Genomic DNA, 17,142 nt, shown 5'->3' on the forward strand with positions numbered 1-17,142 from the left:
ATGGTACACATCCGCCCAATTAAAGAAACAACAAAGATATTGACTACATGAGTGTCGTAACACGATTTGCACCTTCGCCTACTGGCTACCTCCATATTGGGGGGGCACGTACAGCCTTGTTTAACTGGCTTTTTGCCCGTCATCATAATGGTAAGTTCCTGCTTCGTATTGAAGATACGGATCGCGAACGTTCCACGGACGATGCCGTTGATAAGATCTTTAAAGGATTGGAATGGCTGGGGCTGGATTGGGATGGCGATGCCATTTCCCAGTTTGAACGCCGTGATCGCCATGCTGAGGTTGCCCAGCAGCTTTTGGATGAAGGTAAAGCCTATTATTGTTACTGCAGCCCGGAAGAATTGGCTGAAATGCGCGAGGAAGCACGCGCAGTCGGCCGCACCGTTGCCTATGACCGTCGCTGGCGTGATAGTGATGCAACCCCGCCGGAAGGCGTGAAACCTGTTGTTCGCTTGAAAGCTCCACTGGAAGGTGAAACTGTTGTCAAAGATGCGGTTCAAGGTGAAGTCAAAATTTCCAATGAAAATATTGACGATATGATTTTGCTGCGCGGCGACGGTACACCCACTTATATGTTGGCTGTTGTTGTTGATGATCATGATATGGGCGTAACCCATGCGATCCGTGGTGATGACCACCTGACCAATACGTTTCGCCAAAAAGTGATTTATGATGCTTTGGGTTGGGAAACGCCGACATTTGCACATATTCCGCTAATCCATGGCTCAGATGGTAAAAAACTGTCCAAGCGCCACGGTGCACTGGCTGCTGATAGCTATCGCGACGAAGGCTTTTTACCCGAAGCTATGTGTAACTATTTATTACGTCTTGGCTGGGGCCGAGGCGATGAAGAGTTTATTCCACGTGACAAGGCGATTGAATGGTTTGATCTGGACGGGATCGGCAAGGCCCCTGCCCGTTTTGATACGACCAAATTGACAGCTTTGAACTTTGATTATATGCGCCAAGCTGATGATCAGCATTTGGCAGATCTGGTTTTGCCGCTGATCGCTAAAGAGCTTGGAGATAAATATAATAAAGAGGGCGAAGGCTGGCTTGTGTCCGGTATGCCCGGTTTGAAAGATCGTGCTAAAACTTTGTTGGAACTGGCTGCAAACAGTGCTTTTTACCTGCGCGCCCTGCCTTTTACCTATGATAGCAAAGCTTTGAAACTTATGAATAAAGGCAATGCCAAAGAACTGTTACAGTTGTTTGTGGCAAGCCTTGATAATGTGTCTGAATGGACACAGGAAAACCTTGAAAATGCAGCGAAGTCTCTGGCGGAAAGTCAGGAAGTCGGACTTGGGAAAATTGCCCAGCCGATCCGTGTTGCATTAACAGGTTCGACCGTTTCTCCGTCTGTTTTTGAAGTCATGGCTGTATTGGGCCGTGAGGAAGCAGTGCGTCGTTTAAGATGCGAGCCTGAAAATCAAGGAGAGTGATTGTTTTTTTGACTAACACGCAGTATTCTCTGCACTAATAATTATAAATGTTAAGTCAGTTCACCTTGCGTTGGGCAATCAAGTCCAACCAAATATTTTTAAGGGGATGTCTCTATGAGTGATAAGAAGTCCTTCACGCTTACGGATAACCAGTCTGGTAAATCTTACGAATTGCCAGTTATGGATGCAGCTGTTGGCCCGAACGTTGTTGACGTTCGTAAATTCTATGCAGATACAGATCACTTCACATATGATCCGGGCTTTACGTCCACAGGTTCTTGTGAATCCAAGATCTCTTTCATCGACGGTGACAAGGGTATTTTGCAGCACCGTGGTTATTCTATCGAAGATCTTGCTGATAACTGTGACTTCATGGAAGTTGCTTACCTGCTGCTGAAGGGTGAACTGCCGAATATGGAAGAAAAATCCAAGTTCGAAAATGACATCACCATGCACACAATGGTGCACGAGCAACTGCACAAATTCTTCGACGGTTTCCGTCGTGATGCTCACCCGATGGCCATCATGGTCGGTGTTGTTGGTGCGTTGTCTGCGTTCTACCATGACTCTCTGGACATCAATGACCCGCACCACCGCATGGTTTCTTCCTATCGTTTGATTGCGAAGATGCCGACGATTGCTGCTTGGGCTTATAAATATTCTGTTGGTCAGCCGTTTATGTACCCGCGTAACGACCTGCGTTATGCTGAAGACTTCCTGCACATGATGTTTGCAACACCGTGCGAAGATTATAAAGTGAACCCGGTTCTAGCAAAAGCCATGGACCGTATCTTGATCTTGCATGCTGACCACGAGCAAAATGCTTCTACATCTACAGTTCGTTTGGCCGGTTCTTCTGGTGCAAACCCGTTTGCTTGTATCGCTGCTGGTATCGCATGTCTGTGGGGCCCTGCTCACGGTGGTGCGAACGAAGCGGTTCTGAACATGCTGCAAGAAATCGGCACTGCTGATCGTGTGGGTGAATTCGTTGCAAAAGCGAAAGACAAGAACGATCCGTTCCGTCTCATGGGCTTTGGTCACCGTGTTTACAAAAACTTCGACCCGCGTGCGAAGATCATGGCGAAGACTTGTCACGAAGTTCTGGGTGAACTCGGCATTAAAGACGAGCCGCTTCTCGACATTGCAATGCAGCTTGAGAAAATCGCTTTGGAAGATGAGTACTTCATTGAGAAGAAACTGTACCCGAACGTTGACTTCTATTCCGGTATTATCCTGAAAGCGATGGGTATTCCGACATCTATGTTCACAGTACTGTTCGCTCTGGCCCGCACAACCGGCTGGATTGCACAATGGAACGAGATGATCGAAGACCCGAGCCAGCGTATCGGTCGTCCACGTCAGCTTTACACAGGTGAAGTTGATCGCAAGTTCGTACCGCTTCATCAGCGCTAAGAACACGGACAGCCTTCCGTATCTAAAGAAAAGCCGTGAGAGGGAAACTTCTCACGGCTTTTTATGTTTATAAGGAAAGTTGACATTTACTGATATGCAATTTTAAGATTAGTATTGCTGTTAAATGTACATTATTGGGGGGTACTTGTTATGCGTACAGTAGGTTGGTATTATGTGGCTTGGGTTGGTACAGACAATCAAATTAGAATTTCCAGTTATCATCATCGTACTTCAGAATTTGAACAAACGATAAATACGGGCCTTAAAACATGTACAACACCGAAGTTGATAGGGTGTGAAGGTGTTGATGGCTCGATAGATAACTGGTCTCTTTTCTATTTTGATCGAAAAGGACACTTTCGCTGGGGCTCTTCAACCCGGATGGGAGGCGGAACTGATCTCGGTCAAATATGGAACATGAATGAAGAAAATACCCAAATAGGAAGAGTTGGTGGTCAGACTTTGAATACTCCAGGGGAAAAATTAGCTTTATTTCCCAGGCAAATTAATTCCAAGCTAACTCTAGAGTCTTCTAAATACGATCAAAACATGAAGACATTTAGCGTTCTGACAGCTTTGGGGCTCGATGATTTAATACAAAATGTTACCGTTTCTTTACGCCAAAATACAGGCGCGAGTGCATGTTTGGTAGATAATCAGATTTGTATTGTTGTTGCCCTGACTGGGAGTGGAAACAACTTGAAAACATCCAATATGGGCTTAATTGTTTACGATCTGCTTTCGAGAAAAGTATCTGGTGGGCTACTCTTTCCTGAGGCAGGTAATGATAACCTTTATCTGACTCACAAAACCCCAACGATTTGCCGAACCTATGATCATTCTGGTGTTTTTATTACCTGGGCTGGTATTGATGGCAATAATAGCCTGAATCTTGCTTATTTGGGGAAAGGAGCGCTTATGGCGAGTAACGGGCTTGTTACAGTACCAAAAAAGCAAACAACGGTTTTGTGGGAGGAGTCTTCAGGTTATTCGCCTGTATTTGCAGGAACAACCGGTGAAAATGGCCTTTTTTGGATTGGTAAAGATACGAACCATCAGTTTAACTATGCGGAAGTCGGTTTTGAAAGAAAGTGGCTGTTGTGGTCATCTTCATCGCCAGACAAACAAGCTTCTTCAAAACATACGTTTGAATTTCCAAGTGGTCGACAGTTCGGCATTGATGTTATAGGCAATGTAAAAGAACAGGTTATGTAATTGAGAATTGTTCCTGTATCTCTGTGTATGTGGGGATACAGGAATTTCATATTTATGATAGTTGCCCTTTAAGCAAAATAAATGCAATCAGCCACATAACACCACCTGTTATACCATCAATGACTTTCCATGTTGTTGGGCGTGCGAGATAGGGCGAGGCCCAGGCAGCGCCAAGAGCAAGAAAACCAAACCAGAGAAAACTTGCGCTCATGGCCCCTATGGCAAAATAAAGACGCGGTTCCATTTCATATTGGGCGGCAATACCACCAAGCAGTACCACGGTATCAAGGTAGACATGCGGGTTTAAAAAAGTGACTGCCAATGTGAAAAGGAGAATTTGGCGGCGGCTTTTGCTGTGGGGTTTTTCGTTATCCAGCTGATGATTGCTGAACATGGAACGGAAGCTTTTTAAACCATACCATCCCAGAAAAATTGCCCCACCCCATGCCATCACTTGTGTCCATGTTGGATTAGCAGAAATTAAGCCGCCCAAGCCTGCAACACCTATGCTTATTAAAAGTGCATCACTGATGGCGCAAATTAAGGCAACGAGAATATGGTTTTGGCGACGTAAGCCTTGCCCTAAAACAAAGGCATTCTGGGCACCAATGGCGATAATGAGACTGGAACCGAGGCCAAAGCCGGAAGCGAGTGCTGTAAACATAAGACCATTACTTTTGATTGACATGTAGACAGATTTTTAACTAATTACCGTTATAAAATGAAATGAATAGTCCTTAATGGCGATTAGACGAGCTAATGACATGTTAGATTACAAACTGGTGGAAGCCGTATCGGCCGTGATCCGATTGGGTTCTTTTGAAAAAGCAGCACAAGAATTGGGAATGACGCAATCAGCTGTTTCTCAGCGTATCAAGTTGCTGGAAGAACGTGTGGCCCAGCCCCTTGTCGTACGCTCCAAGCCAATTAAAGCCACGGATGCGGGGCAACGTCTTTATCGTCATTTTCAACATGTGAATATGTTGGAACAGGAAATTTTATCAGACCTACCAGATGATCATAATGCTGACCAGTTTAAAGGTGTGGCTTTAGCTGTGAACGCCGATAGTCTTGCGACATGGTTTATCCGTGTGGCTGAGGTTCTGTTCCTTGATTATAATCTACTTGTAGACTTGTCTGTGGCTGATGAAACAAACACTTTGGATTTGTTGAAGCAAGGCACGGTTATGGCCTCGATCAGTACACAGGATAAGCGTATTCAGGGCTGCAAGGTGAAAACACTGGGGGCCATGCGCTATATTCCCGTTGCGCGCCTTGATTTCATTCAACGCTATTTCCCCGAAGGTGTAACGCCAAGCGCCTTAAGAAAGGCACCCGCGGTGATCTTTGGTCGTGATGATGAGCTGCACCAGAAGTTTTTGAAGAAAAACTATCGTGTTTCAGCAGGTGAATTCCCAACTCATGTGGTCCCCTCTTCCGAAGGTTTTGTCAATGTCTGTCGTACTGGAATGGCTTACGCATTGGTTCCGGAAAACCAGGTGAAGCCCTATTTGGAAAATGGGGAGCTGGTGAAGATTTGTGATAAGGAAATGTTGCGCCCGCTCTATCTCCATTATCACAATATTGACAGTTCCATGTTGAAATCCGTTGTGAGCGTAACACAAGCGATTGCATCCATGGAACTTGGTCAAGCTTACGAATAGTTATTTACGCTCAATCAGTTCAATTTTGTAACCGTCAGGGTCTTCAATAAAAGCAATGACGGTTTTTCCATGTTTCATTGGCCCCGGCTCCCGCGTGATTGTGGCCCCAGATGCGCGTAGCTTGTCACATGTTGCATAGATATCTGTAACACCAAGTGCAAGATGTCCAAAGCCAGAGCCCAGATCATAAGGCGCAGATTGATCCCAGTTATGGGTGAGTTCAATGACAGTATGGTCCGTTTCTTCACCATAGCCTACAAAGGCGAGTGTGAACTTCCCATCGGGGTAATCGCTTTTGCGCAAGAGTTTCATCCCTAGCATTTCTGTATAAAATGCGATGGATTTATCCAGATCAAACACACGGATCATCGTGTGTAAAAAACGAAATTCAGACATTAAGAAATCTCCTGTTTGAGAAGAGAGAGAACGCAGTCAGCCGCCCGCTCACTTGGTTTTTGGATCTCTCCAAAGCCAAGCATTTCCATTGCGGTTTTTAGCTGGTCATTTTGATTTATATCATCGCCATGGTGATCCAGAATATTGGAGACTTCTGTGATGATATTTTCTGCCGTGCAGTCATCCTGAATCAGTTCAGGGATAACAAAGCGGTCATGTAAGATATTGACAATACTGGCATATTTCACTTTGACGAGCCGTTTTGCCAGGAAATGCGTCATGCGTTTCATACGGTAGGTAATGACACTAGGTGTTTGTGCCAAGGCCAACTCAAGGCTTACGGTGCCAGAAGCTGCCAAGGCAACATCAGCAGCCTTGAAAGCGCCAAACTTTTCCTCATCCCCTTCTATAATCAAGACAGGAACTCCCCATGTCATTGTGGTTTCTTTGACATATTGGGCAACTGTCGATACGGTTGGGAGAACAATGCGCAGGTTCGGGTATTTTTGCTTTAAGCCTTTTATGGCTTCTTTAAAAATAGGAAGAAGCTGTGAGGTTTCGCTTTGACGGCTACCGGGCAACATACAGAGAAGTGGCACATCATGGGGAATGCCATGACGGGTTTTAAAATCATCCCCATCAACAGCGCCAAGCCCACTTTCAATCACACTATGCCCGACAAAGGTGGTTGCCAGGCCCTCTTTTTCAAAATAAGGGGGCTCAAATGGCAGAATAACCATGAGATGGTCGAGAAACTGCGCAATCTTTTTGGCTCGCCCCGGTTTCCAGGCCCAGACAGTCGGGGCAACATAATGGATCAGAGGAATCCCCTTCCCTTTCAGCTTTTTGGCAACGCGGAAAGTAAAACCGGGGGCGTCAATCGTGATGAGACAATCGGGCTGTTGTTGTTCAACATCAGCAACCGTTTCTTTAATTCGTCGAAGAATTTTCGGGATATGGGGTAATACTTCGGCCAAACCCATTACGGTCAGTTCAGACATGTCAAACAGGCTGTCTAATCCTTCGGCACACATATGAGGGCCACCGATCCCACAAAAACGGACTTGGCCGTTTGTTTTGGCTTTCAGCGCCTTCATCAAGCGTGCACCTAGAAGATCCCCTGATGGTTCGCCTGCAATCAGGTAAATGAGCGGAGCTGTCATTTTTCAATTCCTATAAGGAAGAGGCCGAGTTCATTTGCCTTGGCAATGACCTTGTCTTGATCTACAATAATAGACCCTCGTGCCTCAACCGCGATACCACGCAAACCTGCCTGATGGGCATTGATGATGGTTGCAACACCGATTGTAGGTAAATCAGCACGTTTTTCCTGATTGGGTTTTTTTGCTTTAACTAAAACACCGCCTGGTCCATCACGTTTTAGCTCTTTACAGCGAGACAGCATTTGATCAGTGCCTTCAATCGCTTCAACAGCCAAAACAAGGTCCTGCTGTACGACACAGCCCTGGCCGACATCGAGTTCACCAATGGCGTGGGCAATCGCAAAGCCCTTTTCAATATCCTTAAGCGCTTGTTCGTCTGGTTTGTTTTGGCTAAGGAGACCTGCTGGGGCCAATAAGTCTTTTAGAACCTCATGGGCACCGATCACTTTGAAACCTTCTTCTTCCAAGGCTTGAATAACACGACTGAGCAAACCGTCATCCCCGAAAGCCGCAGCCCCTGTTTTTGCTAAAAATTTTAACCCCCAGCCGTCTGGGCGCATGGCAGCAAGCGAGGGCCGTTTAATAGGACCCGCCATTAATAAGCTTTGGACTTGTTGCTCTTTAAGCGTGGCTATTGTTTTACCTGCAGCGCCTAGGCGTACCCATGTATGGGGGTGGCCTTCCACCAGTTCAGGTTCGGTTTGGCCTTTAAAGGCGATAATATGGAAAGGGCGACCTTCCTTGACGCACTGTTCAACAATGCGTTTGGGAAGATCGCCCTTGCCTGCTAATAACCCAAGTTTATCGGCCATGGTTATTTTGGCGTACAAACGCCCCTTGATGAATCCTGGCGGATAAAGTTGACAATTTCCATGACGGGTTCGACATCTTTAAACATGCCGGAAACATCTTCAACGCGCTCGGCCATGGTTCCTTCTTGTGCGAAGAGCAAACGATAGGCTGTACGCATGGAATGAATGACTTCGCGATCAAAGTTACGGCGTTTAAGCCCAACAATGTTCAAACCAGCTAAACGTGCCCGGTTTCCTGTGACAGAACCATAAGGGATGACATCATTTTCAATACCACTCATGCCGCCAATCATGGCATGGCGACCAACACGACAGAACTGGTGAACGGCAGACAGGCCACCGATAATCGCCCAATCTTCGATAATGACATGGCCTGCCAATGTCGCGTTATTGACCAGAATGACATGATCGCCAACTTGACAATCGTGACCAACATGAGCACCAACCATAATCAAGCAGTTGCTGCCGACTTTGGTCAGCATGCCGCCCCCTTCTGTACCGGGGTTGATGGTCACATGCTCGCGGATGACATTATTGTCCCCAATTTCAAGACGGGATGGCTCCCCGTTATATTTCAGGTCCTGTGGACAATGGCCGACAGACGCAAAGGGAAAAATTTTGTTGTTTTTTCCAATTGTTGTTCGACCTTCAACAACCACATGGGAGAGAAGTTCAACATTTTCATCGAGAACCACGTCAGGACCAACCATACAGAACGGTCCAACTTTTACGTTGTCAGCCAGTTGGGCTTTGGGGTCAACAACCGCACTTGGGTGGATTTCAGCCATTATTCATTCACAATCATTGCTGTAATGACAGCTTCTGCCATCAGGTTTTCGCCGCAGTATGCTTCGCCTTTGAACTTCCAGATGTTGCCACGCTGGCGTTCTTTTTGAACCTTGATATTGAGTGTATCACCAGGGCCAACAGGTTTGCGGAAACGGCACCCTTCAATAGACATGAAGTAAACCAGCTTGCCTTCAATCTCCTTGCCTTCGGTTTGTACGACAAGAACAGCAGCCGTTTGTGCCATTGCTTCGACAATCAGAACACCTGGCATGACAGGTTTTTGTGGGAAGTGGCCGGGGAAAAACGGTTCATTAATGGTAACGTTTTTAATCCCTGTTGCACTTTCACCTACAACAATATCTTCAACGCGGTCAACCAGCAGAAATGGATAACGATGCGGGATCATTTCCATAATGCGCATGATATCTACGGATGTCGCTTCATTTTCTGACATAGATACTTGTCCTCTTTATTTTTTACCTTTGGTCAGCTTGTCGATAGCACTGACCTGACGTAACCATTTCCATTGTGGAATTGCGGGGAAGCCACCAACAGTCTGGCCTGCTTCAACATCTCTCATCACTCCGGCTTTTGCCGCAATGACAACACTATCCCCAATTTTCAGGTGGCCGGCAATGCCTGCCTGACCACCGATGACAACGAAATTACCTAACTGAGTGCTTCCTGAAATCCCGACATGGGAGACAACAACACAGCCTTTGCCAATTTGAACATTATGGCCGATTTGCACCAAGTTATCTATTTGTGTTCCTGCACCAATGACGGTATCTGGTCCTGCACCCCGGTCAATGGTGGTATTGGCGCCAATATTGACACCGTCCCCAATTAAAACGCGACCCAGCTGTGGGATGCGAACATGACCTTGTGCGCCACTGGCAAAGCCAAAGCCGTCTTGACCGATTTGACAGCCTGCGTGGATTGTTACACCATTAGAGATCATACAATGGCTGATGGTGACATTGGGATGAATGATACAGTTTTGACCGATGCTGACACCATCCATAATGGCTGAATTTGCTTTTAGCCACGTCCCTTCCCCAATTTTGACGTGATCCCCAACAAACACACCTGCATCAATTATAACACCATCGGCAATTTCAGCGCTATCAGATACATTGGCGTTGGGGGAAATGGAGGGCGCAGGATTCGTTTCCGGGTAAAAAGCTGAGGATACTTTTGCATAACCCATATAGGGTTCAGGCGTCACCAATAAGGTCATACCTTCAGGTGCCTTGTCTACAAGGTCTGGATGGACAAGGCAAAGCCCTGCCTGACTGTGTTGGAAAGACTCAACATACTTACGGTTATCTAAAAATGAAATCGTATCAGATGTCGCATTTTCAAGGCTGGCAACATCGTTGATAATCAGGTCGTCTTTGCCAACAAGCTTGGCAGAGGCGATTTCGCAAAGCTGCTGGGCTGTGAATGGGCCTTTTTTATTAAAGAAACGCGAGTCTGCCATCGTTTATTTCGCTGCAAGAGTAATGGTCGGAAGGGCTTTGTTCAATTCAGTAATAACCGTTTGGGTGATATCAAATTTATCGGCAACTACAAGTGTTTGTGAACGGCGCAAAACAAGAGAATAGCCATTGTTTTTGGCAAGAGTAATCACAACTTTGCTTAAAGCTGTTTTGACTTTATTCAGTGCTTGGTTCTGTGCCTTTTGAAGCGACAGGTTCTTTTCCTGAACTTTTTTCTGAACAGCATGAACTTTTTGTTCAAATTTGCGGCGCTCTTCGTTGAAGGCTTCCGGGCTTAAGAGTGTTTGCTTTTGGGCGAGTTCCTGATTGGCCTTGCGCAAAGCTGTTTCTTCTTTTTGTACATCAGTCCGATAGGTTGTTCTGATTTTTTTGACTTGCTCACGAATGCTTTTAGGAGCAGCAGCTGTTTGAAGAATTTGTTCCATATCAACAACGGCGACTTTTAAAGGCACCTCTTGTGCTGATGCGATAGAAGTGAAGCAGATAGCAAGAGCAAAAACAGCAATACGAAGTAAGCCATTATGTGAGAAAAAACGCATCATAAATTCCTAAAAACGGGTTCCGAAGGTAAAGCGGAAGTTTTCTGTTTTATCGTGATCTTCTTTTAAGATTGGGAATGCCCAGTCCAGTCCAATCGGTCCCATAGGGGAGACCCAGGAAATTCCAAAACCAGCCGCAGCACGAAGAGAGGATTTATCAATCGTGTTTGCATCTGATGGGCTAAGTTCTGTTACGGTACCATAGTCAGAGAATGCAAGACCAGAAATTTGATATTCGTTGGGTAGACCAAGCGGGAAGCGAAGTTCTGTTGAGCCGTTGACAACATATTCACCACCAAGTGCATCTTCTGTTGATTTATCACGAGGGCCGACGCCGCTTGACGCAAAACCACGCAGTGAGCTTCCACCCAGGAAATAACGGTTTTGGATTTTTACATCCTCGCTTAAGCCTGTAATATGACCAATACGTCCTTTTGTAGTTAGGACCCACTGATCTTGAAGTGGGTAGTAATAGGAGGCACTGAGTTGGTTTTTCAAATAAAAGACTGTTCCCCCCAACCCTGCCAGACGGTTATGTAAGGAAACTCGATACCCTTCCGTTGGGAAGATGCGACTATCACGGTTGTCATAGGTCAGGGTATGGGAAATAGAAGATGTCATTTCTTCGCCTTCTTGAGATTTAATCAAAGAAGAGGCATCCGAAGCAACATTTTCAATGGTTGTTTCATCAAGGTTATATGACCAAGACTGATACATATGATCAGAGAACGGATAGGATGCTCTTAAAGCAAAACCAACACTGCTTTGGTCATAGGAACTTGAATCTTGTTTCTCTTGAGTGACCTTATAAAGGTCAAAGCCTGCTGCAAGCTCTCGGTCAAGGAAGTAGGGTTCGGTAAAGCTGACATCAAATTTAGTTTTTTCAGAAGCAACATTGGCTGAAAAAGATAAGTTTTGACCACGACCAAGAAGGTTGGATTCAGAAATGCCGAATTCAACCATGGGGCCGTTGTCTGTAGAATACCCTGCCCCAACGGAGAGAGAACCTGTTGATTTTTCTTCAACCGTTACATCAATAACTTTTTGGTCGGGTGCACTGCCTGGGCGTTCAGCGATCTCAACATTTTCAAAGAAGTTCAGGTTGTTGATACGTTTTTTAGAGCGACGGAGCTTGGCAGCATTGAGAGCATCGCCTTCAACGACCTGAAATTCACGACGAACAACTTTATCCAGAGTGCGGAAGTTACCTTTAATGTCAATGCGCTCAACAAAAACACGAGGCCCTTCGGCAATATTGAAAGTCAGGTCAATTGTGCGATTTTCTGTATCTTTATCAATTTTAGGGGAGACTTTAACAAAGGGGAACCCTTGAAAACCAATTGTGTCGATGAAGTCTTCAACAGAATCATCAACTTCATCGGCATTATACCAATCCCCAACTGAGATATCTGAAACACCGTCAAGGGTGGTTTTGTCCAGTCCTTCCAGAGTGCTTTCGATATTGAGGCTCTTGATTTCGTAGCGTGGTCCTTCATCAATTGTGTAGGTGATGAAGAATTCTTCGCGTGATGGGCTAAGTTCTGCAACGGCAGAGGTAACTTTAAAATCAGCAAAACCTCGGGACAGATAGAAGCGACGCAATAACTCCTTATCATAATTCAATCGGTCTGGATCGTAATTGTCATCAGCCGTCAGGAAGTTATACCAGCGGGTTTCTTTTGTGCGGATAACATCGAGTAGTTTGCCATCACTATATTCCTGATTCCCAACCACACGAATTTTTTCGATACCTGTTGGCTCACCTTCATCAATTTCAAAGGCCAGATCAATACGGTTTTGATCCAGCTGAATGACTTTGGGTTCAACTGTTGCTGCAAAACGACCGCTTCGACGATAAAGGGTGAGAATACGTTCAACATCTTGCTGGACCCGTGTTCTTGTATAAATGACACGGGGGCGCAATGTGGTTTCTGTATCTAGGATCGTGTCATCAAGTTTGCGGTTTCCTTCAAACGCAATGCGGTTGATGACGGGGTTCTCCACAACATTAATAACAAGGTTGCTGCCTTCACGCTTAAAGGTAACATCCGCAAACAGCCCTGTCGCAAAGAGTTGTTTCAAAGAACGGTTCATCTGGCGAGAGCTATAGCTGTCACCTTCCTGAAAGGTCAAATAGGTGTGTACAGTTTCCGGTTCAACCCGTTGGGCACCGACAATTGTAATCTCTTCAATCAAACCGGCACCAAGAGCAGATGTACTCATGAGTGCGCCAACAACACCAAATGTCAGGCCCGCGCCCAGTGATGTAATGCGTTTACGATTTTTCACCTTGATCCCCCATTATCGAGTTAGTCGCTCAGGTGAAGAGCTGTTTGATAAAATCGAATACTTTCAACTGTACAAGGTCATTCCATGTAGCAAAGACCATTAAACCCAATACCAGAGTTAAGCCTAAACGGAAACCATATTCTTGTGCCTTTTCGCTCAATGGCTTACCGCGCAGGGCTTCTGCTGCATAGAATACCAGATGTCCACCATCCAGCATCGGAATTGGGAACAAGTTTATCAGACCAAGGTTAACAGAAAGTACCGCCATCAAATAAATTAGATTATCAAAGCCGGATTTGGCCGCATCGCCAGAAACCTGCGCAATGCGCAAGGGGCCACCCAAGTCTTTCATGCTGCCCCCTCCGGTAATGAGGGTCCCTAAATGAGACATGATTTGAACAGAAAGGTTGTAGGTCCGTTCAACCCCCATCCAAACTGCGATGAGCGGGTTATAGCGGACATATTCGGCTTGTTCCGGATCAGGACGAACACCAAGCAAGCCGATTGTTTTATCACCGTTTTCCTTGGCTTTCGGCGTGATGTTGACAGCGAGTTCAGAACCGTCACGAAGGACAACAGCATTCAAAGCAATATTCGGGCTGTCCATCACAATAGTGCGCAGGTCGTCAAACGTTTCCAGTTTTTGCCCATCAAGGCTGAGTACGAGGTCGCCCTTCTTTAAGCCCGCTTCATCAGCAGCACTACCAACAACAACTTCACCAATACCTGCGTGGAATTTTTCAGGTACACCAACGGCCATATAGAGTAAGGCAAAGAGGATGGCAGCCAAAATAAAATTGGCGATTGGTCCGGCTGCAACAATAGCTGCACGTGCGCCTAAGGACTTGTAGTAAAACGAGACTTTCTTTTCTTCTTCCGTAAAAGGGCGTTCTTCTGATTCTGTCGAACCGCTGCTGGCGGCATCACTGTCGCCAAACATCTTTACATAGCCACCAAAAGGCATCAGGCAGACTTTCCAGCGGGTTTCAGATTTATCGTTCCAGCCAAACAATTCTGGACCAAAACCGATGGAGAAAACCTCGACCTTTACCCCATTGCGGCGTGCCACCCAATAGTGACCAAGTTCGTGAAAGAAAACCAGAACACTTAGGGCAAAAATAAAGGCAACAATAGGGTTGGCGAAAAGAAGATCGTACATGAAATAAACCGATATATTTTATAGAATGCGTAAAATAAGCCTATTTGCTTCTTTTTTCAATGGCTTGAAGCGCAAGTTCACGGGCTTTTTTATCTGTGTTGAGGACCTGTTCAATCATTTTCAGGTCTTTATGGTCAAAATTGTTCAGCACCTCTTCCACACAGGCAGGAATATCCAGAAAACCGATTTGCTCTTTTAAAAAGGCACTGACAGCAACTTCATTGGCTGCATTGAGAACGCAAGGCGCTGATTGGCCTGCTTGTAAGGCTTCTCGGGCCAAACGAAGGGCGGGAAAACGTTCTAAATCAGGCTGTTCAAAGTTTAATTGGGCGATTTCAGCGAGATTCAACTTAGGGGACGGGGCTGGCATCCTGTCAGGCCAGGCCAATGAGTAGGCAATCGGTGTTCTCATGTCCGGGGAGCCGAGTTGAGCAAGTACAGACCCGTCAATATAGGAAACCATGGAATGAATAACCGATTGAGGGTGGACTAAAACCTCAATATTCTCTTCTGCAACCGGGAAAAGATGAAACGCTTCGATCAATTCCAGCCCTTTATTCATCATGCTGGCAGAATCAACTGAAATTTTGGCCCCCATGGACCAGTTTGGATGGGCAACAGCCTGTGCAGGTGTAACAGATTGCATTTGTGCTTTGCTAAAGGTGCGAAACGGTCCGCCAGATGCTGTGAGGATGATTTTTTCAATGCCTTCTGGGCGTTTAAAGTCAAGAACCTGAAAGATGGCATTATGTTCTGAATCAACAGGCAGAAGGGTTGCCCTGTATTCTTGCACCGCTTGCATCATTAAATCACCGGCACAGACAAGGCTTTCTTTGTTTGCCAGACCAATGATGGCCCCGCGTTTGATCGCTTCAAATGTGGGGGCAAGACCAGCCGCACCGACAATGGAAGCCATGACCCAGTCGGCATCGCGTTTGGCTGCTTCAATCACAGCCTCTTCCCCTGCCCCGATTTCTATGTCAAATCCATCTAGTTCCTCTTTTAAGGCTGTGTAATTTACACTGTCTGCGACGCAGACGAACTCAGCCTGTAACTCTTTTGCCTGTTTTGCCAGAAGCTTGACGTTCGAGTTACCTGTTAGAGAAATAACATTAAACTGGTCAGGGTTGCGTTTGATTAAATCAACTGTATTGGTACCGATTGACCCGGTCGAACCAAGAATACTGATGGATTTCTTTAGAACCATGACAAAATTTGTCCATTGGTTGCGAGAATAAGACCTGCAAATGCAGCGCCGGCGCTAATCATACCATCCATACGATCAAGCACACCGCCATGACCGGGGATGATATTGCTGGAATCTTTAACATCAAAATGGCGTTTGACATGGGATTCAAATAGATCTCCAACTTGGGCGATAAAGGCAAGGGCTGCGCTGATCAAGGCAACGATAACTGGGGCTTGCCAATCAAAGAGATTTGCTAAAATAAGGCCAACCAAACTGGCACAGAGCATCCCCCCAAGCAGCCCTGCCCATGTTTTCTTCGGGCTAATACGCGGTGCTAGTTTCGGTCCGCCGATTGTAAGGCCAAAGCCATAGCCTCCTGTATCGGTTGCCACAACAGTTAAGGCCAGCCAATAGACCAACTGGACACCAATTCCATCTGTGTTTCTCAAAAAAATAAAAGAGGCCAGCGGAAGGGCTAAATAAATGGCCCCAATGGCGAAATATAATTTGCCGCCTTTGGAAAAGCTTAAAGCAAAAAGAAGGGTGCAGATGACCGGGGCAATCAGGATTGCTTCGACTAGTCCCAGTCCCAAAAGGGGTAACATGGGAATGGCTGCACTGAACAGGGCAAGCAGAATACCAGGAAGTTTAAATTCGTCTTCAAGGCAAAGCTTTGACCACTCCCAAGCCATAAGGGCACCGAGAAGCGAAATGAAAATATTGAAAAATGGTGCGCCAAATTCAATGGCTACCAAAGCTGGCCCTGCAATAACGATTGCTGAAACCACACGGGCACCAAAGTTGCTGGGAAGCTTGTTAACCACTGATCATTCCATATCGTCTGTCACGACTGGAAAGTTCCTTTAAGGCGCTTTCCAAGTGTGTTTTATCAAAGTCAGGCCAAAGAACATCCAAAAAGACAAACTCGGCATAGGCAATCTGCCAGAGTAGGAAGTTACTGATACGTTGCTCACCACTCGTACGGATTAATAAATCCGGGTCGGGCAAATCTGCTGTAAAAAGGGAGCTGGAAACGGTTTCTTCTGAAATCTCATCAATGCCCAAGTTGCCTTCAGATACTTTTTGAGAGATCCGTTTGACGGCTTGGGTAATTTCATCGCGCCCACCGTAACTCAGGGCAATTGTGAGGCATAATGTCGTATTGTCTGCAGTCAGGGTTTCTGCTTGTTCAATGGCTTTGATAATATCATCTGATAGTTTTGAACGATCCCCAATAAAACGAATGCGGACATTTTCCTCATTTAGGCGTTTGACTTCATGTGCAAGATAATGACGCAGCAATCCCATTAGAGTGCTGACTTCGTCTTCTGGTCTTTTCCAGTTTTCCGAAGAGAAACCAAATAGAGTCAGATGTGTTACGCCAAGTTCAACAGAGGCTTTAATAGCACGGCGCACGGCATCGGCGCCTTTTTTATGGCCTGCTGTGCGCGGCAAAAAGCGTTTTTTGGCCCATCTGCCGTTGCCATCCATAATGATGGCAACATGCAGGGGGGAAGTCTCTGATGAAGTTTGCAAGGAAGATTGGCTCATA

At 46.0% G+C, this 17,142-nt stretch carries 17 protein-coding genes; 4 read left to right on the plus strand and 13 right to left on the minus strand.

Going from position 1 to position 17,142, the window contains the following annotated elements; all coding sequences use genetic code 11:
- The first annotated feature begins 47 nt into the window (after positions 1-47).
- The 3 genes from gltX (at position 48) to E4K71_RS06660 (ending at position 4,088) form a co-directional block, all read left to right on the plus strand.
- The gene (gene gltX, locus E4K71_RS06650; RefSeq protein ID WP_135077947.1) at positions 48-1,460 is read left to right on the plus strand and encodes a glutamate--tRNA ligase; all 1,413 of its coding nucleotides are present in this window, start codon (positions 48-50) and stop codon (positions 1,458-1,460) included.
- A 114-nt stretch (positions 1,461-1,574) separates the two neighbouring features.
- Positions 1,575-2,873, plus strand: a complete 1,299-nt coding sequence (gene gltA, locus E4K71_RS06655; RefSeq protein ID WP_135077949.1) for a citrate synthase — start codon at positions 1,575-1,577, stop codon at positions 2,871-2,873.
- A gap of 150 nt (positions 2,874-3,023) precedes the next feature.
- Positions 3,024-4,088, plus strand: coding sequence for a hypothetical protein (locus E4K71_RS06660; protein WP_135077951.1), 1,065 nt, complete (start codon positions 3,024-3,026; stop codon positions 4,086-4,088).
- A gap of 52 nt (positions 4,089-4,140) precedes the next feature.
- On the opposite strand, the gene E4K71_RS06665 is transcribed toward E4K71_RS06660, so the two are convergent.
- A complete protein-coding gene (locus tag E4K71_RS06665) occupies positions 4,141-4,752 on the minus strand; it encodes a LysE/ArgO family amino acid transporter (RefSeq protein WP_135077953.1) in 612 nt (203 codons plus the stop codon).
- Between the two features lie 76 nt (positions 4,753-4,828).
- On the opposite strand from E4K71_RS06665, the gene E4K71_RS06670 reads away from it, so the two are divergent.
- Complete coding sequence (locus tag E4K71_RS06670; protein WP_135077955.1) at positions 4,829-5,752, plus strand: LysR family transcriptional regulator ArgP; 924 nt, start codon at positions 4,829-4,831, stop codon at positions 5,750-5,752.
- Here the strand turns inward: E4K71_RS06670 and gloA are convergent, their stop codons facing one another.
- From gloA to E4K71_RS06730, 12 genes are read right to left on the minus strand one after another with little or no spacing between them, the layout of a single operon-like run.
- Positions 5,753-6,148 (minus strand): lactoylglutathione lyase, encoded by a 396-nt coding sequence (gene gloA / locus E4K71_RS06675; RefSeq protein ID WP_135077956.1) that lies wholly within the window; start codon positions 6,146-6,148, stop codon positions 5,753-5,755.
- Entirely contained in the window at positions 6,148-7,311 is a 1,164-nt protein-coding gene (gene lpxB / locus E4K71_RS06680) for a lipid-A-disaccharide synthase (RefSeq protein WP_135077958.1), read from the minus strand. The genes gloA and lpxB overlap by 1 nt, the downstream gene beginning before the upstream one ends.
- Complete coding sequence (gene lpxI / locus E4K71_RS06685; RefSeq protein ID WP_135082004.1) at positions 7,308-8,123, minus strand: UDP-2,3-diacylglucosamine diphosphatase LpxI; 816 nt, start codon at positions 8,121-8,123, stop codon at positions 7,308-7,310. The genes lpxB and lpxI overlap by 4 nt, the downstream gene beginning before the upstream one ends.
- 2 nt (positions 8,124-8,125) lie before the next feature.
- Positions 8,126-8,911: an acyl-ACP--UDP-N-acetylglucosamine O-acyltransferase gene (gene lpxA / locus E4K71_RS06690; protein ID WP_135077960.1), complete on the minus strand. Its 786-nt coding sequence runs from the start codon at positions 8,909-8,911 to the stop codon at positions 8,126-8,128.
- Positions 8,911-9,366: a 3-hydroxyacyl-ACP dehydratase FabZ gene (gene fabZ, locus E4K71_RS06695; RefSeq protein ID WP_135077962.1), complete on the minus strand. Its 456-nt coding sequence runs from the start codon at positions 9,364-9,366 to the stop codon at positions 8,911-8,913. The genes lpxA and fabZ overlap by 1 nt, the downstream gene beginning before the upstream one ends.
- Before the next feature lie 15 nt (positions 9,367-9,381).
- Positions 9,382-10,395: a UDP-3-O-(3-hydroxymyristoyl)glucosamine N-acyltransferase gene (gene lpxD, locus E4K71_RS06700; protein ID WP_135077964.1), complete on the minus strand. Its 1,014-nt coding sequence runs from the start codon at positions 10,393-10,395 to the stop codon at positions 9,382-9,384.
- A gap of 3 nt (positions 10,396-10,398) precedes the next feature.
- Positions 10,399-10,956 carry an OmpH family outer membrane protein gene (locus tag E4K71_RS06705; protein ID WP_135077966.1) on the minus strand — a complete coding sequence of 186 codons (558 nt, stop codon included), beginning with the start codon at positions 10,954-10,956 and terminating at the stop codon, positions 10,399-10,401.
- 6 nt (positions 10,957-10,962) lie between these two features.
- Positions 10,963-13,242 (minus strand): outer membrane protein assembly factor BamA, encoded by a 2,280-nt coding sequence (bamA, locus tag E4K71_RS06710; protein WP_240796884.1) that lies wholly within the window; start codon positions 13,240-13,242, stop codon positions 10,963-10,965.
- 28 nt (positions 13,243-13,270) lie between these two features.
- Entirely contained in the window at positions 13,271-14,401 is a 1,131-nt protein-coding gene (rseP, locus tag E4K71_RS06715) for an RIP metalloprotease RseP (RefSeq protein WP_135077968.1), read from the minus strand.
- A 40-nt stretch (positions 14,402-14,441) separates the two neighbouring features.
- A complete protein-coding gene (locus E4K71_RS06720; protein ID WP_135077970.1) occupies positions 14,442-15,608 on the minus strand; it encodes a 1-deoxy-D-xylulose-5-phosphate reductoisomerase in 1,167 nt (388 codons plus the stop codon).
- A complete protein-coding gene (locus tag E4K71_RS06725) occupies positions 15,599-16,414 on the minus strand; it encodes a phosphatidate cytidylyltransferase (RefSeq protein WP_135077972.1) in 816 nt (271 codons plus the stop codon). The genes E4K71_RS06720 and E4K71_RS06725 overlap by 10 nt, the downstream gene beginning before the upstream one ends.
- Positions 16,407-17,141 (minus strand): isoprenyl transferase, encoded by a 735-nt coding sequence (locus E4K71_RS06730; protein ID WP_135077974.1) that lies wholly within the window; start codon positions 17,139-17,141, stop codon positions 16,407-16,409. The genes E4K71_RS06725 and E4K71_RS06730 overlap by 8 nt, the downstream gene beginning before the upstream one ends.
- Position 17,142 lies beyond the last annotated feature (1 nt).

The organism is Terasakiella sp. SH-1, from assembly GCF_004564135.1.
Taxonomy (GTDB): Bacteria; Pseudomonadota; Alphaproteobacteria; order Rhodospirillales; family Terasakiellaceae; genus Terasakiella.